The following is a 23,328-nucleotide window of genomic DNA, read 5'->3' as shown; positions in this document are numbered from 1 at the left end:
TTGACGGTTCAGGGGTCGATCCTTAATATACGCATCCGTTGGGGGCCATAGCTCAGCTGGGAGAGCGCAACACTGGCAGTGTTGAGGTCGACGGTTCGATCCCGTCTGGCTCCACCAATTTTTTTCTAGTCCCCTTCGTCTAGCGGCCTAGGACTCCGCCCTTTCACGGCGGCAACAGGGGTTCGAACCCCCTAGGGGACGCCAATACGGCTTGCAGGTTTAGTCCACCGGCAAGCCATCAAAAAAACCACCTTCGGTGGTTTTTTTGTGCCTGTAATATATGGTCAAAGGGACGGATTTCAAATCCGTCCCTGACTGGCTCATCGCGACGCCATGCCCCCTTTCCCAACACCCTCATAGGCCTTCACCCGAATCGAATCTTCAGGAAACTCCTGCTTCAGCTGATCGGCGATGTGCCCGGCGATCAGTTCCACCGTGGTGTCTGTGTCCATCATGTATACGCGGCTGGCGGGTAGGGTTAAGGCGAACTCGCCCTGGTTGGCTTCGTATTCGAAGTGGATGTATTCGGTGCCATGGTCGTCTACAAAGCGGCGGCTGACGTCTTCTTCGGTGCCCACGTAGGTGTCTTTCCAGAGTTTGGCCCAGAGCGCTTCCAGAGCTGTGTCTCGCTGTTCGTTGCGATGGATGCAAATGGGCGAGCGATGGCCGTGGGCGATGCGCTGGCAGTTGCCCAGGTGCTTTTTCAGGCCGTGCACGTAATGGTAGTAAGGCCCTTCAAGAACTTCTTCGCGCAGGTGTACGTCTACGGAGATCACGTTTTTTGGCAGTACGGCTTTCAATTCGTGTTCCAGCAGCGTGGCAACAGCCGCTTTGGTGACGGTATCGCCTGCCAGCCAGAGCACGGCTTCATCCGGGCCAGTGTGGGCGATCTGTTCACCGTTGGTAAGCGGCCATACAAAGTGCTGGGGTGTTTGGTCATTCCGCAGCAATCCCGGGTGGCCTTTTGGTACGACCAGGCGGTGGTCTACCTGGGCGTCGATCACCTGCTTGATCACCCGTTTAACGTGTGAAAAATCGAACACCATGCCCTGTTCGTCCAGCTCGCCGCCCAGAACAATATCGGCAATCCAGCTTTCACCCACTAAGCCGCGGGTTGCGTCCAGGTAGGCGAAGTCGATGACGGTGAGGTTGTCTACAAACAGGTGATTCATGGAGCTTCCGCAGTGTTGGAGGGTGTTTTAGATAATAGGCTATTCGATGCCGTGCTATTGGAAAGTGTGTTTGGTGATGTGTTTGGCGACGTGCTGAGTGCCGCGTCGGTTGTGCTGTATTGGTGCTCCCAGGCGCGCATGTAAACGTCGGCTTCGTATTCATAAGGCGATTGGAACGGCGACAGTACAAAATCAAAGATCAAAAAGAAGCAGCCAATAGACGCCCAGGCAATCACCAAGGTACTGAGGGTGTTGGCTTGAAGTTCCGGATTGCTGCCGGTGAAGTCCTGCAGTAGCGTAATCATATCATTAGCCAGTACAACCGGATTAAATTGGGCCAGCACCAGCGGAATCCAGAAGGCGAAAAACACCGGAAAAAACCGAATGACCACAATACCCGCCGCAACAGATAAAGCGCCATGGCTCGCCAGTAGTGATGGCGCACAGCCGGTGTTTTGCGGATGCTTTTCAGGTAGCGCCTGCGTTCATCCCAGTAAGCGGCGACTTCACGGGCCGGAACCGGGTCGCCAGGCGCCTGGCTGGTGCTTAATGCCAGGGACGGTTTTGGTGTTTGTGAGTCTGCGGGGTTGCCGAGGGTATTTTCTATTGGGCTCATAGTGATAGCAATAACCTTGTTGCACCGGGTGTGCTGCATGATAACGGATAACCCGTGTTACGCTGTACCTTTGCGCTTCTTACATCGTATCTGTTGATAACGTACCACCTTGGAACAGCGTCAGCGTGTAACGATTTTACCGCGCAACCCATAATTGGTTCATCTCTCGATTCGTCTCTCGAGTCAACTAAAGAGTCAACAACAGGACAGTTTGAATGGCTGCAACATCTGATAACGCAATGCACCCGGCGTTTGAAAAAATCCGTTCCCACCACATCGGCACCCTGAATCTGGATGTTGAAGAGTATCGCCATATCAAGACGGGCGCGCGCCACCTGCACATGGCTGCAGATAACGACGAAAACGTGTTCTTTGTGGCTTTGCGTACGTTCCCGATGGACTCATCCGGCGTGGCTCACATCCTCGAGCATACCGCACTGTGCGGCAGCGAGCGTTATCCGGTCCGCGATCCGTTCTTTATGATGATTCGCCGATCGCTGAATACCTTTATGAACGCCTTCACCAGCAGCGACTGGACCGCATACCCGTTTGCCAGCATGAACCGCAAGGATTTTGACAACCTGCTGGACGTGTATCTGGACTCGGTGTTTTTTTCCAAGCTGGATAAACTGGATTTTGCCCAGGAAGGCCACCGCTTGGAGTTCGACAAGCCGGAGGATCCAACCAGCGATCTGGTCTATCGCGGTGTGGTTTACAACGAGATGAAGGGCGCTATGAGTTCGGCCACGTCTCAACTATGGCAGAATCTGTCCAGTCATCTGTTTCCCACCACGACCTACCATTACAACAGCGGTGGCGAGCCGGATCACATTACCGATTTGTCCTATGACGACCTGTTAGCGTTCTACAAACACCATTACCACCCCAGCAACGCGATTTTTGCGACCTACGGCAATATTCCGGCCGTTGAGCATCAGGAGCGTTTCGAAGAGCTGGTGCTCAAGCGTTTTGACAAGCTGGATGTAAAACTGCCGGTTTACGATGAAAAACGCATGTTCGCGCCGCTGCGGGTTGAGCAGGCTTATGCGGTGAACGAGGGCGAACCAACAGAGGCTAAGACCCACATTGTGATGGGCTGGCTGTTAGGCCACAGTTTTGACTTGGAAGAAAACTTGGAAGGCCAGTTGTTGTCTTCGGTGTTACTGGATAACAGCGCGTCACCGCTAATGCGCGCTTTGGAAACCACCGATCTGGGCCAGGCGCCTTCGCCTTTGTGCGGGCTGGAAGACTCCAACCGTGAAATGACGTTCGTGTGCGGTATAGAAGGCAGCGAGCCCGAGCAGCAACATGCGCTTGAGCAGCTGATTGAAGATACCTTGAAGAAGGTTGTTGAAGACGGCGTTAGCAGTGAACGATTGGAAGCGATTTTGCACCAGTTGGAATTGCACCAGCGCGAAATTTCCGGTGACGGTTTCCCCTACGGTCTGCAGCTGATTATGTCCGCCATTTCGCCAATGGTGCACGGCGGTGACCCGGTGGATCTGCTTGATCTGGAGCCGGTTCTGGCTCGTCTGCGGGAGAAAATTCAGGACCCACAGTTTGTGCCGAACCTGATTCGTCGCAAGTTGCTGGACAACCCGCATAGGGTAACCTTGACCCTGCGCCCGGACGACAAGCTGGAAGGCCTGCGTACCGAGTCTATTCGTGCGGCCCTGGCGCAGCGTAAGGCCAAGCTGAGCGACGAAGAAACAGCACAGATCGTTGAGCGCGCCCAAGCCCTTGAAAGCCGCCAAACCCGCAAAGACGACGATTCCATTCTGCCAAAAGTGGATTTGACCGATGTGCCCCTGCAGATGCCGGAGCCAGAAGGTCGTTTTGATGGCGACCTGTCGGCCACGGTCTATGCCCGCGGTACCAACGGATTGGTTTATCAACAGGTGGTATTGCCACTGCCGTCGTTGAATGAAGAAGAGCTGGCGCTGATGCCTTATTACACCACGCTGATTTCAGAAGTGGGCTGTGGTGAGCTGGATTACCTGCAGATGCAGGACCGCATCTCCGCAGAGACCGGTGGCATTTCGGCCAGCTTTGTCAGCAAGGGCAAGATTGACGATGTGCAGGATATGTCTGGCTATCTGGTGTTCAGCGGCAAGGCTCTGGCGCGCAACAGTGACGCATTGGCGCGTTTGCTGAAAGACGTTTACAGCAACGCCCGTTTTGATGAAACCGGCCGTATTGCGGAAATTATTGCCCAGATTCGCGCCCGTCGTGAGCAAGCCGTTACTGGCAGTGGTCATGCTTTGGCCATGAGCGCTGCGGCCCAGGGCATGAGCTCGGGCGCTTGGTTGAGTTTCCGTCTGGGCGGGCTGGAAGCCATTCGCCGCACCAAATCATTGGATAAATCTCTGAAAGAGCCGTCCGAACTGAAGGCGTTTTGCCAAAAGCTGGCGGATTTGCATCAGAAGGTGGGTAAGCAAAGCCGCCAGTTCCTGTTGATTGGTGAAGACGAGCAACTGCAGACGATGTTGGACGACGTGAAAAGCCTGTGGCAAAACGCGGAGTCTGCGCCAGACACCCCGTGGCGCATGGAGCCGGTGAATTACATCACCAATGAAGCCTGGCTGACGTCAACCCAGGTGAACTTCTGCGCCAAGGCCTATCCCACGGTGGCGATTGATCACCCGGATGCGGCCGCGTTGACGGTGCTGGGCGGATTCTTGCGTAACGGTTATTTACACCGTGCCATTCGCGAAAAAGGCGGTGCTTACGGCGGCGGTGCAGCGCAGGACAGCGTGAACGGTACGTTCAAGTTTTTCTCTTACCGCGACCCGCGCCTGGCCGATACCCTGGCGGACTTTGACAAGGCTCTGGAGTGGTTGGTTGAAACCGATCACAGCTATCAGGATTTGGAAGAGTCTATTCTGGGCGTGATCGGCCAGCTGGACAAACCCCACTCGCCGGCCGGCGCAGCGCGCCATGCGTTTCACAGTGCGTTGTTTGGCCGCAGCGCCGAGCAGCGTGGGCGTTTCCGCGAGCGCGTTCTTGCGACCACAATTGACGACCTGAAACGGGTGGCTGCAGCTTGGTTGGCGCCAGAAAAAGCCAGCACTGCGGTGGTCACTAGCGCCGACAATCGCGCGCTGGTAGAACAGTTAGGGCTGGCTGTTCAGGAGCTGTAAGGCGGGCTTTGGCAAACAAGTAGTCCGGGCTCAGCGATTTCGTTTGAGCCCGGTCGATACCATAATGCGGGTCGATATTTCTTCCACCGAGTAAGCCGTGGTGTTCAGATACGGCACGCGCTCGCGGCGGTAGATTAGCTCTATTTCCTCAATTTCATGCATGCATTGGCTGATGGACGCGTAGCGGGAGTTTGGCTTGCGTTCGTTGCGAATGGTGGCTAGCCGTTCTGGATCGATGGTCAGGCCGAACACTTTCTGTTTGTGGGGTCGCAGTGCTTTTGGTAGCTGTTGGTCTGTCAGGTCTTCTTCGGTAATCGGGTAATTGGCCGCTTTCACGCCGTATTGCAGGGCCAGATACAAACACGTGGGTGTTTTACCGCTGCGGGATGCGCCCACCAGAATCAAGTCGGCTTCGTCGTAATGGCGAATGCGCGCGCCATCGTCGTTATCCAGTGCAAAGTTCACTGCGTTTATACGGCGTTCGTAATTGTCGCCGTTCACAATGGAGTGTGATTTGCCCACGGTGTAGGACGATGCAGACTGCAGTTCCTGTTCCAGCGGGTTTAAAAACGTTCCGAATATATCCACCATAAAGCCGTTTGCGGTAGATACAATTCTGCGGATATCGCTTTTTACTATGGTGTCGAATACCAGTGGGCGGGCATCGTCGTTTTCAGCGGCAAGATTGATGCGCTCCACAATTTCGTGGGCTTTGTTTTCGTCATCAATATAAGGAACGGTGATGCGTTCAAAGTCGATTTTCTCGAACTGAGCCAGCAGCGCGTGTCCTAGCCCTTCGGCAGTCAGGCCTGTTCCGTCTGACAGAAAGAATGCGGTGCGTTTCATGTTGGAGCGGTTCCCTAGGTAATTGCCACGATTTCCAGTATTATACACTCCAAATTAAACGCACCACATTGTACGCTCCAAATTCGACACCCCAAATTCGACACTCCGCAAAACCGACTCAAGGGAGATGCATTTTGCACGATTACATCATTTGGTTTGAACACCTGGGAATGTCTGATGTGGACCGGGTAGGCGGAAAGAACGCTTCCCTCGGTGAAATGATCAGTAATCTCGCTAATGCTGGCGTGACTGTGCCGGGTGGGTTCGCGACTACCTCTCATGCCTACCGTGAGTTTCTGGCGACCAATGGTCTGAAAGACAAAATTGATGAAACCCTGGACGCGCTGGACGTTAACGACGTTAACGAACTGGCCCGCGTTGGCGCGAAGATCCGCCAATGGGTGATTGATACGCCTTTCCCCGCAGTGCTGGATAATGCACTGGCTGAAGCCTATGCCCAACTGCAGAACGGCAACTCTAAAATGGCGGTGGCGGTGCGCTCCTCCGCCACCGCGGAAGACCTGCCAGACGCCTCTTTTGCGGGTCAGCAGGAAACCTTCCTGAACGTGGTGGGTCTGGACAATATTCGCACGTCGGTGAAAGAAGTCTTTGCCTCTTTGTTTAACGACCGCGCGATTTCCTACCGTGTTCACCATGGCTTCGACCACAAACTGGTCGCCCTGTCGGCAGGCATCCAGAAAATGGTGCGCAGTGAGACCGCCTCCAGCGGCGTTATGTTTACTCTGGACACCGAATCGGGTTTCCGCGGTGTGGTGTTTATCACCGGCTCTTATGGGCTGGGCGAAACCGTAGTGCAGGGCGCAGTGAACCCTGACGAATTCTACGTGCACAAGTCCACGCTGACCGCTGGCCGCCCTGCGGTGTTGCGCCGCAACCTGGGCAGCAAAGCCATCAAAATGATTTATCACACAAACCCGACTGAAGGTGAGTTTGTGGAAACCGTGAAGGTAGATGCCGCCGAACGTGGCCGCTTCTGCATTACCGATGCGGAAGTGGAAGAGCTGGCCAAGCAGGCGATGATTATTGAAAACCACTACCAGCGTCCGATGGACATCGAATGGGCCAAAGACGGCGACGATGGCCGTATTTACATTGTTCAAGCGCGCCCTGAAACCGTAAAAAGCCGTGCTTCTGCCAACGTGATGGAGCGCTACTTGCTGAAAGAGACCGGCAAGGTGCTGGTGGAAGGTCGCAGCATTGGCCACAAGATTGGTGCCGGCCCGGTGAAAATCATTACCAGCATCAATGAAATGGACAAGGTGCAAGACGGCGATGTGTTGGTTACCGACATGACCGACCCAGATTGGGAACCGGTGATGAAGCGCGCTTCCGCCATCGTTACCGACCGTGGCGGCCGTACCTGCCACGCGGCCATTATTGCCCGTGAACTGGGTATTCCTGCAGTGGTTGGCTGTGGCGATGCCACCGACTTACTGAAAAATGGCCAGGAAGTGACGGTTTCCTGCGCTGAAGGCGACACCGGTTTTATTTATGAGGGTGCGCTGGACTTTGAGCTGCGCGAAAACACCATAGAATCCATGCCCAATATTCCGTTCAAGATTATGATGAACGTGGGCAACCCGGATCGCGCCTTCGATTTCCAGGCGCTGCCAAACGAAGGCGTTGGCCTGGCCCGTCTGGAATTTATCATTAACCGGATGATTGGTGTTCACCCTAAAGCGCTGTTGAACTACGACACTCTGCCGCGGGATATTCAGCAGACGGTCGACAAACGTATTTCCGGTTACGCCTCGCCGGTGGATTTTTACGTTGACAAGCTGGTGGAGGGTATTTCGACCCTGGCAGGGGCGTTCGCACCCAAGAAAGTGATTGTGCGCATGTCAGACTTTAAGTCTAACGAGTACGCCAACCTGATTGGCGGCGCGCTTTACGAGCCGGATGAAGAAAACCCGATGTTGGGGTTCCGCGGTGCATCGCGCTACATCTCTGAAACATTCCGCGACTGTTTCGAGCTGGAATGCCGTGCCATGAAGCGGGTGCGTAACGACATGGGCTTCACCAACGTAGAGGTGATGATTCCGTTTGTACGCACCGTAGGCGAAGCGGCCCAGGTTATGGACTTGTTGGCGGAGAACGGTCTGAAGCGGGGCGAGAATGGCCTGCGGGTAATCATGATGTGCGAGCTGCCCAGTAACGCTCTGCTGGCGGATCAGTTCCTCGAGCACTTCGACGGCTTTTCTATTGGTTCTAACGATCTTACCCAGCTTACTTTGGGCCTGGACCGGGATTCCGGCATTATTGCCCACCTCTTTGACGAGCGTAACGACGCGGTAAAAGTGCTCCTGTCGAGCGCCATTCAGGCTTGCCGGAAAGCCGGTAAGTACATTGGCATTTGTGGACAGGGCCCGTCTGACCATCCGGACTTGGCCAAGTGGCTGATGGAACAGGGCATCGATAGCGTGTCTTTGAACCCGGATTCGGTGCTGGATACCTGGTTCTTTCTAGCAGATCAGAAACCAGACTTATGAGCAGGCGCCGCCTACACCGCATTCATTGCACCCGCAATCGATGCAGGCGGCGTGTTTGGTTCTATCACGATACGTTAGAGCGGCCCCACACTGATAAAAGGAGTGAACAAATCGTGTCTGAGAATGTGTCTGATGTTGGCCTCGTGGCCACTGCAACGGTTATAGCCGTTATAACCCCCGATCTGTGCGACGAATTTCCTGAAGTACAGGTGGTTGAACCGGGGTTTCGTAATTTTGGCGCCATCGACAACTTTGGCGGCGAGATTGTTACCGTGAAGTGTTTTGAAGATAACTCAGTGGTGAAGCAGCAGGTAGGCTTACCGGGCCTTGGCCGGGTGATGGTCGTCGACGGTGGTGGGTCAAAGCGTAACGCGCTGCTGGGGGATATGCTGGCGGAAAAAGCGGCCAGTAACGGTTGGGCCGGGCTGATTATTTATGGCTGTATCCGTGATGCCGATGTAATCGCTAAAACCCCTCTTGGCGTGCAAGCTTTGGGCACCCACCCGCGCAAAACTGAAAAGCGTGACGTTGGCGATTTGAACATTGCCGTGACTTTCGGTGGTGTTACCTTCCACCCGGGGCATTTTTTGTACGCCGATAACAACGGCATTATAGTGTCGGAAAAAGCGCTGTTCTGATTGGCAAACTACGAATTGGGGATACACGAATCAGGGACAGATTTCAAATTTGTCCCCTATCTTGGTTCCTTATCTCGCTAGTCAGTCACTTCGGCAATGTTCACACCTAACAAAAAACCATCACCTTCGGGTTCGCAGCGCAGAACCTCGCACAGGGTTTCCAGTGGCGGAAACTTGTCGCTTGTGGGATGAAGGGTTGTGCGCAGCTCAGAGCCTACAGCCATTCGCTGAGCGACCAGAATCTGCATTCCCGAAGCGCTCAGGTCACGGCACACGCCGGCAAAGGTATTCCCGTTACTGTCTATAATCTCAATATCCGTGTTCACCTGCATTCGATGAAAGTCACGCTTTTCTGAATATTCCCTCATAGCAGTCAGGCCCAATTGTCGCTTTTACGAGTGGGTTTTAGCATCGGTATCAGCAGTGCCAACAACACACCGCCTAGCACCAAGCCGGCACCGAGCAGCATGAAATCCGATTCTTTACCGGCTTCCATGCGTTCGTTTTCAGCTGTCAGTATTTCCAGTTCATTGTGGATTTTTTGATTTTCTTCCAGCAACTCGCCATTGCGGCGCTCAAGATTAATCGAATTAGCGGCAACATCCTTGATACGTTTGAGTTCAGCCATCAGTTCGGACGAGCGGTCAGCCAGGCTGCTTTCAGAATTTTGCAGGCTGTCGCGTTCACCGGTCACGCTTGTCAGTATGTCCTGTACCTGGCGTACTTCCGCCTGTGCGGCTTCCAGATCCTGTCGCGCTTTTTTGAGCTGTGTTGCGGCAATCGGTGTCGAACTCAGATACTGGCTGGAAACCCAGCCCTCGGTGCCTTTGGTGGTGCGTACTTTGCTGTAGCCATTTTGGTCGGCTTCCAACAGCTCCATAGCGGTGCCACTGGGAACGGCGTTTTCAATAATCCGGAACTGGCTGCCTGCGCCAGAGCGCACCGGCAGGTAGATTTTGTCGTCTACCCACACAGTTCTGGCTTGGGCCGTGGCAATGGACGAGAATACAAAAAAGAGGACAACAAGCAGACGAAAAGGGGTCACTGGGCGGGGTTCCTGAAAGTTTCTGTTTGAACAATAAATGGATAAGAACGTAATTTTGGCACACTGGCTTTGTCGATCAAATGTGTATTCATTACCAAACGCTCATGGTGACTATTACTCGGCATTTGTTGCAGAGCACTAGGGCAATACCCGTTTGAACGGTTTGACCTTTACCTGCTGGTAAACCCCGGCGCTGACGTAAGGGTCTGCGTCCGCCCAGCTTTGTGCGTGTTCAAGTGATTCAAATTCGGCGATGACCAAGCTGCCACTGAAGCCGGCATTGCCCGGGTCATTGGTGTCTATGGCCGGGTGCGGGCCAGCGACCAATAAGCGGCCTTCATTGGCCAAGGCCTGCAAGCGCTCCAGGTGAGCCGAGCGGGCGCTTTGGCGAAGTGCCAGGCTGTCATTGATGTCTTCACTGATAATAGCGTAGTACATAAGGGAGCGCTCTTCGTTTAGATTCGGCGTTTAGGTTCGGTGTTTAAGCTCGGTCGTACCGGTGATGGCTGTTATAGTGGGTTACTGTTCGTTTTTTACCCTTCCCCGTAATCAGGAATGCTTGTGACTATTATGCAGCAACAGCCAACTCAGCAGCATGACGCGACTATACCGCAACAATCACCGTTGTGCATCGACCTGCATTGCCACAGTACTGCCTCAGACGGCGCTCTAAGCCCCGCTGATTTGCTGGCCCGAGCGCATGAGAAGGGCGTTAGCCATCTAGCATTAACCGATCACGATACCCTTAACGGCTTGGGGTCGGCGCGCCTTGCCGCTCAGGATTACAACATTGAGCTGATTTCCGGCGTTGAACTGTCTTGCGTCTGGAGAAGCCATACCATTCACATTGTAGGTTTGGACTTTACCGAAGATGATCCGCAGTTTCTTGCGCGATTGCAGCAGCAAAATGCCAATCGTCACGCCCGTGCCGGCTTGATTGTCGAACGTTTGACCAGGTTGAAGGTTGATAATCTGCTCGAACACGCGACCAAACACGCCGGTGGCGATGTGCCAGGGCGCCCACATTTTGCCCAGGCGTTAGTAGATGCCGGTGTGGTAAATAATATTGCACAAGCTTTCAAACGTCACTTGGGCGCAGGCAAGCCGGGAGATGTAAAAGCGTATTGGCCGGAGTTGGAAGAAGTGGTGCGCTGGGTAAACGACGCTGGCGGTATAGCAGTGCTGGCGCACCCGCGTAAGTACGACTTGAGCGCGACCAAGCTGCGGGCCTTGGTGGCGGATTTTCGCCGTGCAGCTGGCCGTGGAATGGAGGTGTGTAGCCCGGGCCAAACGGCGTCTGATGTGAACTTTCTGGCGCAGCTTTGCCAAAGCGAGGGATTGTGGGCATCTCAGGGCAGTGACTTTCACACGCCAAAGGCGCCTTGGGCAGAGCTGGGGCGCATACAAAAAATGCCAGAAGGGCTTTCACCCGTCTGGCATCATTTCAATCAACCCATCGCGCTTTAATTCTGGCCGATTAACGCGCCAAATCAGTCCGGCGCGTGGAACAGCAAGTACAGGTCGGTAAGCGAATCGGGGATTGCCTCTGCCATCTGTGTCGACAGGGTTTCGCTGTCACGCACGTTCTGAAAGTCTTCATCTTCGAATAAACCCGACAGCGCCAGCATGGGCAGAATCAAATCGCCCACTTCTTCTTCGCTGGCGGCTTCCATCCAGGCGTCTTCCCGTTCCATAAAGGTTTCAATGAATCCGGCGCACCAGTTTTCCAGTGCGTTCATGGGGTCATCGTCCTCGGGCTCGGGCAGCTCCAGAGCCAGGCCCATATCCAGCGCGTTGGCCATGGCACCGCTCAGTTTCTGCACACAGCGACTGAACACGTCTGGCACCTTGCCGTCAGGAAGAGCGTCAACGCCTGTGGCCAGCAGAAACAACTCGTCTACCGAGAAGTCCACCGGTCCTACAACGCTGGCACACACCAAACCGTGGAAGCCGAAGAAGTCTACTGCGTCTTCACCCCAGGGCTCTGCAAACAGAATTTCTTCCAGGGCTTCAATGTCAGCGTCGTTCAGCATAATTACTCGCTCCCGCCATTTTTGGCAGCGTCCGCTGCGCGCTGGCGCTTACGTACTTCACGTGGGTCGTTATAAGCGCGGCCTGGCGCTACTGGCGCTAGTGGTGCTGCCGGAGTTTCGGATGCTGCGTCGGCTACCGGTGCTGCTGCTGGCGGCGCTACGGCAACGTCGGCTGCAGTTGCATCGTTGTCGCTGACGCCAGTGTTTGCGGGCTGCACCTGTTGCTCGTCAGCGGGTTCTGTTTTCGCCGTTTTGGCTTTGCGAGCCGGGGTGCGCTTGCGGGTTGGCTTGGTTGGCCTATCCGCGCTTTCGTCCTCTGCGTCGGCTGGCGCAGCCTCAGAGGTATGAGTCTCGGCGTTGGGGGCTTCAGCCTCGACAGCGTCGACAGGTGCGCTATCTGTGTCCGAGCTGTCTACTTCAGGTGCGTCGGCTTTTTCGGCCTTTTCTGCAGCCTTTCGGGTGCCACCATTGTAGGCATCTATCCGGGAAGGTGCGGCTTCTTCGGCAGCAGAAACATCTGCGCTTTCCTCGGCTGCCTCAACAGGCACTTCGGATGCAGGCGCAGCGGGTTTGCTTACCTCTGGTTCTGGCGATTGTTCTACTGGCTTGACTGAAACGGGCTGCTCGCTGGTTGTTTCAGGCGATGCATCGGCCGGGGCTTGTGCATCCTGCGGCGCTGCTTGCTCGGCAGGTACTGCCATGACTGAAGGCTGTACTTGCGTATCTGCGGGCTTCTCAGCGGTCTTGGCCTTCGCTTTGGCGCGGTCTTCTGCGTCACGGGTTTCCGGCTGCGTGTCTTGCTGATGAATCTCACTGCGAGCTGCCTTACGCTCAGCCGGGTTTGATACCGGTTCCTCCGCCGGTGAACCATCACGGCCACGGCTGCGGCGAGGCTTGCTGCGGCGTTTTTCGTCACCGCCGGCTTTGCCTGCGACTGCGGGGCTTTGCGTATCGTTCTGGTCGTTATAGCTTGGGCTTGGGCTCGGGCTCGGGCTTGCACTGCGGAGTTCTGCAGATTTCTGCTCTATAGCCGGCTTCTGATCTGCCTGTTCAGCATTTGGCTTATTGCCATCGCGACTTGTGTCACGACTTGAATCGCGATTGGAGCGGCTACGATTCTGGTTGTCGCGGCGACCATCGCGGCGGGTGTCGTTGCCGCTGCTTTGGGTGTTGCCGTTCTGTGCATTATTGTTCTGGGCGCTGCCGTTCTGTGAGTTGCTGCTCTGGCCGCTGCTGCTTTGAGCATTGCTGTTCTGGCTGCCAGCGTTGGTTTTGTCTTCGCTGCGACCTTCACTGCGAGTTCGTCCGCGGTTGTTGCGGCTGCGGCTGTCGTCGGTGCGATTGCTTCGGTTATCGTCGCCAAGATTGCTGGACCCGGAGCTACTGCTGCGTTCGCCACGGCTTCGGTTGTCTTGCTGGTCGTCACGGGCGACGCGTGTTTTGCGACGTTCCGGGCGATCATTGCGGCTTGACGCGGGGCGCTGCCTGGAGCGGTCGTCGCCGCCTGCCTGTTTGGCATTGCGGTTACTGCTGCTAGCAACAGCAGGCTGGATTTCTTCTTCACCGTTGAAGAAGATCGCAATTTTACGCCCTAAACGGCTGAACATGCCTTCGTCACGGGTTTTCTCTGCGGCTGCTTTAACGGGTTTTGCTGCCGGTGTTGTCGCAGGCGCTGGCGAGGCCGGGCGCACAGATTTTACGGCGGCCTGTTCGCGCACGGGTTTTTCTTGCACGGTCACGTCAGCGACTTCCTCTTCGCGCTCGCTGTATTCATGAGCCACTTGGTGGCTGGATACGTGCTCGGAGCCGGCTTCGTCGTCGCGCATGCGGATGATTTCAAAGTGCGGGGTTTCCATTTGCGGAACCGGCACGATAACAATCGATACTTCCTGATTGGCTTCAATTGTCGCCAGCTGCTTGCGCTTTTCGTTCAGCAGGAAGGTAGCCACGGATACCGGCACAACGGCACGTACTTCGCCGGTTTTGTCTTTGGAAGACTCTTCGTAAATCAGGCGCATGATGCTCAGCGCCAAGGATTCGATACCACGAATGGTGCCCTGGCCTTCACAGCGCGGGCAAACCTCGCTGCGGGTTTCACCCAGTGACGGGCGCAGACGCTGGCGCGACATTTCCAGCAAGCCAAAGCGGGAAATCTTGCCGACTTGAACACGGGCGCGGTCGATTTCCAGGGCTTCGCGCATTTTGTTTTCTACTTCGCGCTGGTTACGGGCCGGCGTCATATCGATGAAGTCGATAACAATCAAGCCGCCCATATCCCGCAGACGTAGCTGGCGGCCAATTTCTTCAGCGGCTTCCAGGTTGGTTTGCAGCGCCGTTTCTTCGATGTCGTGACCTTTTGTGGCCCGCGAGGAGTTAATGTCGATAGACACCAGCGCTTCAGTCGGGTCAATCACGATAGAGCCGCCAGACGGCAGTTTTACTTCACGCTGGAAGGCGGTTTCGATTTGGCCTTCGATCTGGTAGCGGCTGAACAGCGGGATTTCGTCGCTGTACAGTTTGATTTTGTTTTCAAAGGTAGGCATAACAGCGCGCACAAAATTCAACACGTCTTCGTGCACGGCGGGGGCGTCAATCAGCACTTCGCCGATGTCTTGGCGCAGGTAATCCCGCACGGCGCGGATAATTACGTTGCTTTCCTGATGAATCAGAAAAGGTGCTTTACGCTCGCCTGCGGCCTGTGTGATGGCTTCCCAAAACTGAACCAGGTAATCCAAGTCCCATTGCAGCTCTTCGCTGTTGCGGCCAATGCCCGCGGTGCGAACAATGATACCCATAGCCTTGGGTACCTGAACCTGGTTCATGGCTTCTTTGAGCTGGGCCCGTTCTTCGCCTTCAATTCGGCGGGAAATGCCACCGGCACGGGCGTTGTTGGGCATCAGCACCAGGTAACGGCCAGCCAGCGAAATATAGGTGGTCAGCGCTGCGCCTTTGTTGCCGCGTTCTTCTTTATCTACTTGAACAATCACTTCCTGGCCTTCGGCGATCACCTCTTTGATGTTGACCTTGCCTTCGATCTGGCCGGGAGACTTTTTGAAGTATTCCTTGGAAATTTCTTTTAATGGTAGAAAACCGTGACGATCAGCACCAAAATCCACAAATGCGGCTTCCAGGCTGGGCTCTACGCGGGTAATTTTACCCTTGTAGATATTCGCCTTTTTTTGCTCGCGCGAGCTGGATTCGATATCGAGGTCAAACAGACGCTGGCCGTCAACCAGGGCGACGCGCAACTCTTCGGGATGAGTTGCATTTATAAGCATTCTTTTCATGGAAAGGATGAATTCCTGTCGTTTGATTTAAACAGAAAACCATCGAGAAAGGCATTAACGAAGTGGAGGCTGCCAGACGAATCAAGCCCTTACGGGGCTCAACTCTGTTGGTTCTAGATCACCACCGATGACTCCGGTGCCCGCAGGCAGGAAAGGATCGGTTAAGGTGATTGTCTGTAGGCGCATGTTATCCGTTTTCAGGTTCACACAAGTGCTTGGTCTTACGTCGTATTCGTAAATTGGACGGCCCGGCCTTGCATGGCAATGAATCTTCGTGATGTCGTTCCCGGCGGTGTTCCGCAAGGTTTGTTTCGGCTCCCGTGCCAGTTGGCAGCCAATGTTGGATCTGCACCGGGGTGTGGGGAGTCTTTCGTTGCCTGGGCTGTAACGATTTGAGAGCCCGGCATTGCTATCGCACTTCAATCTAAAGAGCTACTTCATCTCAAACTTGCAAGCCACTGCAATTCAAACTCGCAAGTAGTGTCGGTATACTACAACCGCTCCGGCTTCTGACTAAAACCTGTCAGGCCGTAAACAAACGGCGTAGCACATCGGAATATAGCAGTATTTCCCGGGCTAAGCAACGCTGCCCGCTTCATTTTAAAGGAATTTCATGTCGCAGAAAAATCCGTCTCTGGAGACTCCACGCCCAGCTGTGTTGTGGGTAACCGTAGATGAAGACAATGACGGCCAGCGTCTGGATAATTTCCTGATGGCGCAACTGCGGGGTGTTCCTAAAAGTATCATCTACCGCATCGTTCGCAAGGGCGAAGTTCGAATTAACAAGGGCCGCGTAAAGCCTGATACTCGGGTAAAAACTGGCGATCAAGTGCGCATTCCTCCGGTGGTACGCAAAGAAAAGGTGCCTCAGGTCGCGCCCGGCGATAGGGTACAGGCGGTGATAGAAGCGGCTGTCGTGTTTGAGAATGAACAGCTGCTGGTGGTGAATAAACCGTCGGGCATTGCGGTTCATGGCGGCAGTGGCTTGAGCTTCGGGCTGATAGAGGTGCTGAGGGCCGGGCGACCACAGGCGCGATTTCTGGAATTGGTGCACAGGCTTGACCGGGATACCTCGGGATTGGTGATGGTGGCGAAGAAACGCTCGGCGCTGCGTTACCTGCAAGATGAACTGCGGCACAGGCACATTCGTAAGCACTACCACGCCCTTGTCTCTGGCGATTGGCCAGCAGGGGTTGGCAAAGTGGCTCAACCGTTGCTGCGTTATGAGATGCCTAACGGCGAACGCCGGGTAAAAGTGGATAGTTCCGGCAAAGAATCGCTGACGTTGTTTCGCTGCATCGAGCGTTATTCCGGTTACAGCCTGGTGGAGGCGTCACCGGTCACCGGCCGTACTCATCAGATTCGTGTGCACGCCGCCTTTGCCGGCCATCCTATTGCTGGTGACGACAAATATATGGACGATGCCAGTTTGAAGGCATTTCGCGCATTTGGGGGGGCGCGTCTGATGCTGCACGCACGGGCGTTGGAGTTGAGCTTGCCACCCGACAGCGAAGGCAAAAGCCCTGCGCTGAAGTTGGAGGCGCCTTATGACAACGCCTTCGCGGCGGCCTTAAAGAAACTTGCAGCCCGTACAGGACGCAATTCATGAACGTGAAAGTGGTTATTTTCGATTGGGACGGGACCTTAGTGGACTCGGTAGAGCACATTGCCGAGAGTTTGCACTTGGCCTCGACCGCCTTGGGCTTTCCGGCGCTGGAGCGCGAGGCTTACCGGGACATTATCGGGCTTGGCATTGAAGAAGCACTGCAGAAGTTATACCCCGGCATTAGCGCTACAAGCATCGCGGGTATGCGTGAGAGCTATCGTGAATATTTTTTCAAAAAAACCACAACTCCGCAAAATGTGTTTGCCGGTATTGCCGATACCCTGACGGATTTGCGCGGTGCCGGGCGTCATTGTGCCGTAGCCACCGGTAAAAATCGGAGTGGGCTGGATTCCGCGCTTAGCACCAGCGGTTTGGGCCCACATTTTGGCATCACCCAGTGCGCCGATGAAACCCGCTCAAAGCCAGATCCAGCGATGTTGGCACGAATTTTGGAGTTTTATGGTGTCAAGCCTGAACAGGCGGTGATGATCGGCGATACTCGCTACGATCTGGACATGGCGCAACGCATTGGTATGCCATCCATCGGCGTGGAGTGGGGAGTGCACAAGCGTGATGTGCTGGGCCAGTATTCGCCTTACGCCATTGTTGAAACGGTCACGGATTTGCGTCAGGTTTTGGGTTTGTGAAAATAAGGCAGTCATCATAGAGGGTATGTAATGAGCGAATGGGATTCAGGCAAAAACGACGGCAAACCAGGCTGGAATGATCAGCCAGCGGCAGTAGCCGACGCAAGCGAAGGAAAGCAGAGCCGTCAGGACCGCAAACTGATTGATAAACTGGTCATGTCGATGCAGGTGGAGCAGCGCCGAAGCCGGCGTTGGGGAATCTTCTTCAAGTTTTTGACTTTTGCGTATTTGTTCGGAATCGTATTGCTGTTCAAGTTTCCGCTGGGGCAAGGGCTCGAAAGTGCGACCGGTGGCATGCACACCGCAGTGATAGGCGTAGATGGGCCCATTGCTGCCGATGAGTTGGCCAGCGCCGATAATATTGTCAGTTCGTTGCGCGCGGCGTTTAAAGAGCCTGACGCCGCTGCGGTGATTTTGCGCATCAATAGCCCAGGTGGCAGCCCGGTGCAATCCGGGTACGTGTATGACGAAATCAAGCGCTTGCGGGCTGAGCATCCCGATAAAAAAGTGTACGCGGTCATTTCCGACATCGGTGCCTCGGGTGCTTACTACATTGCGTCCGCGGCCGATGAAATTTACGCCAATCGCGCCAGTTTGGTAGGTTCCATTGGCGTGGTTGCTGGCGGGTTTGGTTTTACCGAAGTGATGGGGAAACTGGGGGTAGAGCGCAGGCTGTACACCGCCGGCGAGAGTAAGGGTTTTCTAGATCCGTTTTCTGCCGAGAAGCCAGAAGAGGTGGCGTTCTGGCAAAGCGTTCTGGAAAACACGCACGGGCAGTTTATTGCGGCCGTGCAGGAAGGCCGAGGTGATCGCCTGGCAGACGACCCAAGAGTGTTCAGTGGCCTGATCTGGAGTGGTGAGCAGGCGTTGGAACTTGGTTTGATTGATGGCCTTGGCAGTGCCTCCTATGTGGCACGGCAGATTGTCGGCCATGAGAGTCTCGTTGATTACAGTCGTACGCGCTCGCCGCTTCGGAATCTGGTGGATCAGCTTGGCGTGTCGGTGGGCCATGGTGTGGCGCAATACGTTAGCGAGCAGCGCCTGGAGTTGCGGTAAGAGTTGCGGTAAGAGTTGCGGTAAAGAGTTGCGGTAAAGAGTTGCGTTAATAAATGTTGAGTTTGAAAGCCTGCGTTAATACGCTGGCACTCACGCGTTAGCGGGCGTTTTGCAGCAGCGGGTTGCAGTGCCAGTTAATGAGCATTCGGTTGAGAGCAATCAGGGGCAAGCCAATCAGCGCGTTTGGGTCTTGCCCCTTCAGACTATCGAACAAAGTGATTCCGAGGCCTTCCATCATAAAGGCGCCAGCGCACTGGTAGGGTTGCTCGCGGCGCAAGTAGGCTTCTATTTCCGCCAGGCTCAGGGAGCGGAACTGCACGCTGAATGGCTCGCAATGCTGCTGGCTGGCGCCGTTAGAGCTGTCTAATAAATACAGGCTGGTATAAAAAGAGACCTGTTGCCCGCTGCTGCGGATGAGCTGGCTCACAGCGTTGCTGTGTGTTCCGGGTTTGTCGAGCAGTTCGCCATTGGCCAGACAGGCGACCTGGTCCGAGCCGATAATCCAGTGGTGCGGGTAGCGTTCAGCCAGGGCTTCGGCCTTTTGCCGGGCCAGGCGTAAAGCCAGTTCTTGCGGTACTTCGCCGTTGGCCGGGCTTTCATCAATATTCGGGCTTTCACAGTCGAAATTCAGGCCCAGGCGCTGAAGCAGCTCCCGCCGCCAAGGCGAAGACGACGCCAGTATCAGGGTGGGCATAGCGTCATTGTCGGTTTGCTTGGCGTGGTCGCTGCGGGGTGAAGATGCGTTTACCATGGTGTATCCTTGTTGGGCTATCTGTAAAACCCGGCCAAAAGCCGACGAAGTCTTTGACACGGGGCCATGTCGCCCCTAGAATTGCGCGCCTATGTCAAATGCGATAAATCCCAAGCTACCCAAATCCGTCGATCCATACAAGTTGGCGGAACAGCATACGGTTCTGGAAGGCGAAGTGCCTACCGGGGCCCTATTGCGTTTCCGCGAGGCCGTTATGGGCCTGGATGACAACGCTGTTTGCAGCGTTCGTCTGTCCTTTCGGATGGACCCTGAACGTCGCCGTGTCGTAAGTGGAGAGCTGGCGGCTCCGGTACAGCTGCAGTGTCAGCGTTGCATGGGGCCAATGCAGGTAACGTTGCGTTCACACTTTGAGTTGGGGCTAGTAACCAGCGACGAGCAGGCGCAACGGCTACCGCAGAGCCTCGAACCGTTTTTGACAAACGACTTCAACGCGAACCTCTGGTTGATGGTTGAAGACGAACTGTTGTTGGTGCTGCCGCCGTTCCCGCTCCATGAGCGCGAAGAGTGCCCGGCGCGGGAAGATCTTGAAGCCTTGGAGCCTGGCGGCAATGCAGAAAAGCCGGCCAGAAAATCCGCCGAGAATCCGTTCAGTGTGCTGGCGGGTCTGAAGAACACGAAGCATTGAAAACTTTTTTTGAACGATATTTCTGAATCATTGTTTTAAAATCGGTTTTCAGTGCATTTCATTTTCATTATTAACCATACGCATGACTTGCAGCGTTTTAGCTCAGGATTGCGTTTACAGGTCAGGAGTTGAATCATGGCTGTACAGAAGAGTCGTAAAACCCGTTCCAGGCGTGGCATGCGTCGTTCACACGACGCGTTGAGCGCCACTGCGCTGTCTACCGACGTTACTACTGGTGAAGTACATCGCCGCCACCACGTGTCGCCTGACGGCTTCTACCGTGGTAAGCAGGTAATTGAAGCGCGCGACGAGTAATTCCGTTACGGAATGGCTTTGATCTATGCTTGAAACACACACGGTAAAGCCTGTCACAATTGCGATTGACGCCATGAGCGGTGATCGCGGGCCTGCGGTGACTGTTTCGGCGGCGGTTCAGGCAGTGCACGAAAATAAAGCCTTGAGCATCATTCTGGTGGGAATCCAGAGCGAGCTCGAGGCTTTGTTGTTAAAGAGTGCGCCACAGGGTCACAGTCGCATCCGTGTTGAGGAAGCGGCTGACGTAGTGCGAATGAATGACCGCCCATCGTTCGCCCTGCGCCACAGGCGAAACTCATCGATGGCAGTGGCTGTGCGCCTGGTTGCCGAGGGTAAAGCCGGCGGTTGCGTTAGTGCCGGCAACACCGGAGCTCTGATGGGTTTTGGGCGCAGTATCATTGGCATGTATCCGGGTATCGAGCGCCCCGCGATCGCGAAACTGATACCGTCGTTAAGGGGTCGCTGCTACGTGCTAGACCTCGGCGCCAACGTAGACGCCAGCGCTGAAAATCTTTACCAGCACGCGCTTATGGGGTCTTTGTTGGCCTCCGCTGTAGCCGGCAAGTCTGAACCCCGTGTGGCACTTTTGAACGTGGGTGAAGAAGAGATCAAAGGCAATGAACAGGTGCGCCTTGCATCCCACTTACTGGCCCAGAGCGATACCATTAACTACATTGGCTACGTGGAGGGCAGCGACCTGTTCCGTGATGTTGCCGATGTCGTGGTGTGCGACGGTTTTGTCGGTAATATCGCCCTGAAAACCGGCGAAGGTGTGGCCGGGCTGTTAATTGAGCTGTTAGAGCAGGCGTTCACGCGCTCGTTGTATGGGCGTTTCGTGGGCTTGCTGGCTAAGCCGCTGCTGCGGAAACTGTTGCGGCTAATTGATCCGTCGCGTCACAACGGAGCCAGTTTGCTTGGCTTGCAGGGGGTAGTGGTTAAAAGCCACGGTAATGCCAATGAGCGTGCTGTGCTGGCAGCGGTTCGCCTGGCAGTGCGTGAGGTTGAGTGCGAGGTACCCCGGCGCATTAACGAACGGCTTGATGAAATCCTGTTATAATCAAGTCGCAGAATCTGCGTTGGCCTGGCGCATAGGCTAAACTGCGGCTAAATTGATTTTGCCCGGTACTGGCCAAGCACTCATAGCCACTCCGGCATGTACGACTTGGCTTGCACTAATGGCTAACTTCCGCAAACCTCTAAAGACGATAAGATTCGCCCTATGAAATCAGCCTTTATTTTCCCCGGCCAGGGTTCTCAGTCTATCGGCATGTTGTCTGCAGTCGCCGAGACTTGGCCCATTATTAACAAAACCTTTGACGATGCGTCGAACGTGTTGGGTTATGACTTATGGCAGCTGTGCCAGAAAGGTCCGGTTGAAGAGCTGAATCAGACCATGATTACGCAGCCTGCATTACTAACCGCGAGCGTGGCTCTGTGGCGTCAGTGGTGTGTTGAAGGTGGTGTTGTGCCGGATTTTTTCGCCGGTCACAGCCTGGGTGAATACAGCGCATTGGTCGCAGCCGAGAGCCTGGATTTTGTGGAGGCCGTTAAGCTGGTGCGGCTGCGCGGCGAACTTATGCAAGAAGCGGTGCCCGCCGGTGAAGGTAAAATGGCGGCTATTCTTGGCCTGGAACCCGCCGACGTAATTGCGGCTTGTGCCAGTGCGGCTCAAGGGCATGTGGTATCGGCGGTGAATTTTAACGCTCCGGGCCAAGTGGTTATTGCCGGTAATACCGCCGCTGTCGATCGCGCGATTGAAGCCTGTAAAGAAAAAGGTGCGCGTAAGGCGATGGTACTTCCGGTCAGTGTGCCATCACATTGCGCGCTTATGAAAGGCGCGGCTGAAGAACTGGCAGAAGCCTTAGACGCCGTAAGGTTCAGTGACGCCCGTGTACCTGTTATACAAAATGTTAACGCCGCGGCCGAGACTGATTCCGCCAAGCTTAAGTCAAACCTTTTGCAACAGCTCTATTCGCCAGTACTCTGGACCGATTCGGTGCGCACTCTGGTTGATAATGGTGTAGAAGTGGCCGTTGAATGCGGTAGCGGAAAAGTACTGGCAGGGCTGATCAAACGCATAGATCGTGATTTGGCGGTATATCATATTGAAGACGAAGCCAACTTGAAAAAAGCACTGGCGGCGTTTCCTAAAGCCGGATAGCAGGCTGAATCTGTTGATTATTCAACTCTAAATTCGTTCTGAATAAGGAAGCATTGCATGTCTCTGGAAGGCAAAGTTGCACTGGTTACCGGTGCTACCCGGGGAATTGGTAAGGCCGTGGCCCGGGCTTTGGCAGAGCAGGGTGCCGAAGTAATCGGTACCGCCACAACCACCGCAGGTGCTGAATCGATCAGCGCTGAATTGCAGGCCGGGGGCTTCAAAGGCTACGGTTTGGTGATGAACGTTGCCGACTTGAAGAGTATTGAAGACGGTTTGAAAATAATCGCCGAAAAATCTGGCACTCCGCTGATTCTGGTCAATAACGCCGGTATTACCCGTGATAATCTTTTATTACGTTTAAAAGATGATGACTGGGCCGATGTGCTGGAAACCAACTTGACCAGCGTATACCGCACCAGTAAAGCGGTACTGCGTGGCATGGCAAAAGCGCGCTGGGGCCGAGTGATTAATATCAGCTCGGTCGTTGCCAGTATGGGCAATGCGGGTCAAGGTAACTACTGCGCGGCCAAGGCCGGTGTTGAGGGGTTTACCAGAAGCCTGGCAAAAGAAATGTCTGCCCGTGGAATTACGGCCAACTGTGTGGCTCCCGGGTTTATTGATACTGATATGACCCGTAAACTGGACGACAGTCAGCGTGACGCTATGCTGAACGTTATTCCTGCGGGTCGTTTGGGTGAGCCGGAAGAAGTCGCGGCAGTCGTCGCGTTTCTGGCATCAAATGCAGCTGCCTATGTGACGGGTGAAACCATTCACGTAAATGGCGGTATGTACATGGGTTAAGCCCGCAGTCGGGCATGTGCGGTAAACCCTTGGCGCACAATTGGTTACCAACAGCCGC

General features: G+C 54.9%; 21 protein-coding genes and 2 tRNA genes. 14 read left to right on the top strand and 9 right to left on the bottom strand.

Annotated elements, in window-relative coordinates:
- Positions 1–41 precede the first annotated feature (41 nt).
- A tRNA-Ala gene (locus ABA45_RS11690) sits at positions 42–117 on the top strand.
- Between the two features lie 11 nt (positions 118–128).
- A tRNA-Glu gene (locus tag ABA45_RS11685) sits at positions 129–204 on the top strand.
- A gap of 116 nt (positions 205–320) precedes the next feature.
- Here the strand turns inward: ABA45_RS11685 and ABA45_RS11680 are convergent.
- Positions 321–1,172 (bottom strand): 6-carboxytetrahydropterin synthase, encoded by an 852-nt coding sequence (locus ABA45_RS11680; protein WP_048386300.1) that lies wholly within the window; start codon positions 1,170–1,172, stop codon positions 321–323.
- Positions 1,169–1,564 carry a hypothetical protein gene (locus ABA45_RS19410; protein WP_227506021.1) on the bottom strand — a complete coding sequence of 132 codons (396 nt, stop codon included), beginning with the start codon at positions 1,562–1,564 and terminating at the stop codon, positions 1,169–1,171. Before ABA45_RS19410 ends, ABA45_RS11680 begins: the two co-directional genes overlap by 4 nt.
- Before the next feature lie 439 nt (positions 1,565–2,003).
- Here ABA45_RS19410 and ABA45_RS11670 point away from each other — a divergent pair, with 439 nt between their 5' ends.
- Positions 2,004–4,928, top strand: a complete 2,925-nt coding sequence (locus tag ABA45_RS11670) for an insulinase family protein (RefSeq protein WP_048386298.1) — start codon at positions 2,004–2,006, stop codon at positions 4,926–4,928.
- A gap of 30 nt (positions 4,929–4,958) precedes the next feature.
- Here ABA45_RS11670 and ppsR read toward each other — a convergent pair whose 3' ends face one another.
- Positions 4,959–5,774, bottom strand: coding sequence for a posphoenolpyruvate synthetase regulatory kinase/phosphorylase PpsR (ppsR, locus tag ABA45_RS11665; RefSeq protein WP_048386296.1), 816 nt, complete (start codon positions 5,772–5,774; stop codon positions 4,959–4,961).
- 134 nt (positions 5,775–5,908) lie between these two features.
- On the opposite strand from ppsR, the gene ppsA reads away from it, so the two are divergent.
- Together ppsA and rraA are read left to right on the top strand one after the other, a co-directional pair.
- Positions 5,909–8,284 carry a phosphoenolpyruvate synthase gene (gene ppsA, locus ABA45_RS11660; protein WP_048386294.1) on the top strand — a complete coding sequence of 792 codons (2,376 nt, stop codon included), beginning with the start codon at positions 5,909–5,911 and terminating at the stop codon, positions 8,282–8,284.
- 161 nt (positions 8,285–8,445) lie between these two features.
- Complete coding sequence (gene rraA, locus ABA45_RS11655; protein WP_227506225.1) at positions 8,446–8,922, top strand: ribonuclease E activity regulator RraA; 477 nt, start codon at positions 8,446–8,448, stop codon at positions 8,920–8,922.
- Between the two features lie 77 nt (positions 8,923–8,999).
- Here the strand turns inward: rraA and ABA45_RS11650 are convergent, their stop codons facing one another.
- From ABA45_RS11650 to ABA45_RS11640, 3 genes are all read right to left on the bottom strand, one after another.
- The gene (locus ABA45_RS11650; protein WP_048389022.1) at positions 9,000–9,290 is read right to left on the bottom strand and encodes a PilZ domain-containing protein; all 291 of its coding nucleotides are present in this window, start codon (positions 9,288–9,290) and stop codon (positions 9,000–9,002) included.
- 5 nt (positions 9,291–9,295) lie between these two features.
- Positions 9,296–9,967 (bottom strand): TIGR04211 family SH3 domain-containing protein, encoded by a 672-nt coding sequence (locus tag ABA45_RS11645; RefSeq protein WP_048386289.1) that lies wholly within the window; start codon positions 9,965–9,967, stop codon positions 9,296–9,298.
- Between the two features lie 138 nt (positions 9,968–10,105).
- Positions 10,106–10,405, bottom strand: coding sequence for a YciI family protein (locus ABA45_RS11640; RefSeq protein WP_014871761.1), 300 nt, complete (start codon positions 10,403–10,405; stop codon positions 10,106–10,108).
- A gap of 117 nt (positions 10,406–10,522) precedes the next feature.
- On the opposite strand from ABA45_RS11640, the gene ABA45_RS11635 reads away from it, so the two are divergent.
- On the top strand, positions 10,523–11,434 hold the full coding sequence (locus ABA45_RS11635; protein WP_198146964.1) for a PHP domain-containing protein: 912 nt from the start codon (positions 10,523–10,525) through the stop codon (positions 11,432–11,434).
- 23 nt (positions 11,435–11,457) lie between these two features.
- Here ABA45_RS11635 and ABA45_RS11630 read toward each other — a convergent pair whose 3' ends face one another.
- Both ABA45_RS11630 and rne read right to left on the bottom strand, forming a co-directional pair.
- On the bottom strand, positions 11,458–12,000 hold the full coding sequence (locus ABA45_RS11630; RefSeq protein ID WP_014871759.1) for a YecA/YgfB family protein: 543 nt from the start codon (positions 11,998–12,000) through the stop codon (positions 11,458–11,460).
- Between the two features lie 2 nt (positions 12,001–12,002).
- Positions 12,003–15,287, bottom strand: coding sequence for a ribonuclease E (rne, locus tag ABA45_RS11625; protein WP_048386282.1), 3,285 nt, complete (start codon positions 15,285–15,287; stop codon positions 12,003–12,005).
- 613 nt (positions 15,288–15,900) lie between these two features.
- Between rne and rluC the strand changes: the two genes are divergently transcribed.
- From rluC to ABA45_RS11610, 3 genes are read left to right on the top strand one after another with little or no spacing between them, the layout of a single operon-like run.
- The gene (gene rluC, locus ABA45_RS11620; protein ID WP_048386280.1) at positions 15,901–16,896 is read left to right on the top strand and encodes a 23S rRNA pseudouridine(955/2504/2580) synthase RluC; all 996 of its coding nucleotides are present in this window, start codon (positions 15,901–15,903) and stop codon (positions 16,894–16,896) included.
- On the top strand, positions 16,893–17,540 hold the full coding sequence (locus ABA45_RS11615; protein WP_048386278.1) for an HAD family hydrolase: 648 nt from the start codon (positions 16,893–16,895) through the stop codon (positions 17,538–17,540). The genes rluC and ABA45_RS11615 overlap by 4 nt, the downstream gene beginning before the upstream one ends.
- Positions 17,541–17,570: 30 nt before the next feature.
- On the top strand, positions 17,571–18,596 hold the full coding sequence (locus tag ABA45_RS11610; RefSeq protein ID WP_048386275.1) for a S49 family peptidase: 1,026 nt from the start codon (positions 17,571–17,573) through the stop codon (positions 18,594–18,596).
- A 97-nt stretch (positions 18,597–18,693) separates the two neighbouring features.
- Here the strand turns inward: ABA45_RS11610 and ABA45_RS11605 are convergent, their stop codons facing one another.
- Positions 18,694–19,347 carry a Maf family protein gene (locus tag ABA45_RS11605; RefSeq protein ID WP_319803521.1) on the bottom strand — a complete coding sequence of 218 codons (654 nt, stop codon included), beginning with the start codon at positions 19,345–19,347 and terminating at the stop codon, positions 18,694–18,696.
- A 91-nt stretch (positions 19,348–19,438) separates the two neighbouring features.
- On the opposite strand from ABA45_RS11605, the gene ABA45_RS11600 reads away from it, so the two are divergent.
- From ABA45_RS11600 to fabG, 5 genes are all read left to right on the top strand, one after another.
- Positions 19,439–19,993: a YceD family protein gene (locus ABA45_RS11600; RefSeq protein ID WP_048386273.1), complete on the top strand. Its 555-nt coding sequence runs from the start codon at positions 19,439–19,441 to the stop codon at positions 19,991–19,993.
- A 135-nt stretch (positions 19,994–20,128) separates the two neighbouring features.
- Positions 20,129–20,308, top strand: a complete 180-nt coding sequence (gene rpmF, locus ABA45_RS11595; protein WP_007351786.1) for a 50S ribosomal protein L32 — start codon at positions 20,129–20,131, stop codon at positions 20,306–20,308.
- A gap of 25 nt (positions 20,309–20,333) precedes the next feature.
- A complete protein-coding gene (gene plsX, locus ABA45_RS11590) occupies positions 20,334–21,365 on the top strand; it encodes a phosphate acyltransferase PlsX (protein WP_048386271.1) in 1,032 nt (343 codons plus the stop codon).
- Positions 21,366–21,527: 162 nt separating this feature from the next.
- A complete protein-coding gene (gene fabD / locus ABA45_RS11585; protein WP_048386269.1) occupies positions 21,528–22,469 on the top strand; it encodes an ACP S-malonyltransferase in 942 nt (313 codons plus the stop codon).
- A gap of 57 nt (positions 22,470–22,526) precedes the next feature.
- A complete protein-coding gene (fabG, locus tag ABA45_RS11580; RefSeq protein ID WP_048386268.1) occupies positions 22,527–23,270 on the top strand; it encodes a 3-oxoacyl-ACP reductase FabG in 744 nt (247 codons plus the stop codon).
- Positions 23,271–23,328 lie beyond the last annotated feature (58 nt).

Origin of the sequence: Marinobacter psychrophilus (genome assembly GCF_001043175.1) — a bacterium.
Taxonomy (GTDB): Bacteria; Pseudomonadota; Gammaproteobacteria; order Pseudomonadales; family Oleiphilaceae; genus Marinobacter; species Marinobacter psychrophilus.
This window is presented reverse-complemented; position numbering and strand designations above follow the sequence as displayed.

Bases quoted from the DNA above. Each gene is read 5' to 3' on its own strand.
- ABA45_RS11680 (WP_048386300.1), bottom strand. From the start codon at position 1,172: ATGAATCACCTGTTTGTAGACAACCTCACCGTCATCGACTTCGCCTAC.
- ABA45_RS11670 (WP_048386298.1), top strand. From the start codon at position 2,004: ATGGCTGCAACATCTGATAACGCAATGCACCCGGCGTTTGAAAAAATC.
- ppsR (WP_048386296.1), bottom strand. From the start codon at position 5,774: ATGAAACGCACCGCATTCTTTCTGTCAGACGGAACAGGCCTGACTGCC.
- ABA45_RS11650 (WP_048389022.1), bottom strand. From the start codon at position 9,290: ATGAGGGAATATTCAGAAAAGCGTGACTTTCATCGAATGCAGGTGAAC.
- ABA45_RS11640 (WP_014871761.1), bottom strand. From the start codon at position 10,405: ATGTACTACGCTATTATCAGTGAAGACATCAATGACAGCCTGGCACTT.
- ABA45_RS11635 (WP_198146964.1), top strand. From the start codon at position 10,523: ATGCTTGTGACTATTATGCAGCAACAGCCAACTCAGCAGCATGACGCG.
- ABA45_RS11630 (WP_014871759.1), bottom strand. From the start codon at position 12,000: ATGCTGAACGACGCTGACATTGAAGCCCTGGAAGAAATTCTGTTTGCA.
- rne (WP_048386282.1), bottom strand. From the start codon at position 15,287: ATGAAAAGAATGCTTATAAATGCAACTCATCCCGAAGAGTTGCGCGTC.
- rluC (WP_048386280.1), top strand. From the start codon at position 15,901: ATGTCGCAGAAAAATCCGTCTCTGGAGACTCCACGCCCAGCTGTGTTG.
- ABA45_RS11615 (WP_048386278.1), top strand. From the start codon at position 16,893: ATGAACGTGAAAGTGGTTATTTTCGATTGGGACGGGACCTTAGTGGAC.
- ABA45_RS11610 (WP_048386275.1), top strand. From the start codon at position 17,571: ATGAGCGAATGGGATTCAGGCAAAAACGACGGCAAACCAGGCTGGAAT.
- ABA45_RS11605 (WP_319803521.1), bottom strand. From the start codon at position 19,347: ATGGTAAACGCATCTTCACCCCGCAGCGACCACGCCAAGCAAACCGAC.
- ABA45_RS11600 (WP_048386273.1), top strand. From the start codon at position 19,439: ATGTCAAATGCGATAAATCCCAAGCTACCCAAATCCGTCGATCCATAC.
- rpmF (WP_007351786.1), top strand. From the start codon at position 20,129: ATGGCTGTACAGAAGAGTCGTAAAACCCGTTCCAGGCGTGGCATGCGT.
- plsX (WP_048386271.1), top strand. From the start codon at position 20,334: ATGCTTGAAACACACACGGTAAAGCCTGTCACAATTGCGATTGACGCC.
- fabD (WP_048386269.1), top strand. From the start codon at position 21,528: ATGAAATCAGCCTTTATTTTCCCCGGCCAGGGTTCTCAGTCTATCGGC.
- fabG (WP_048386268.1), top strand. From the start codon at position 22,527: ATGTCTCTGGAAGGCAAAGTTGCACTGGTTACCGGTGCTACCCGGGGA.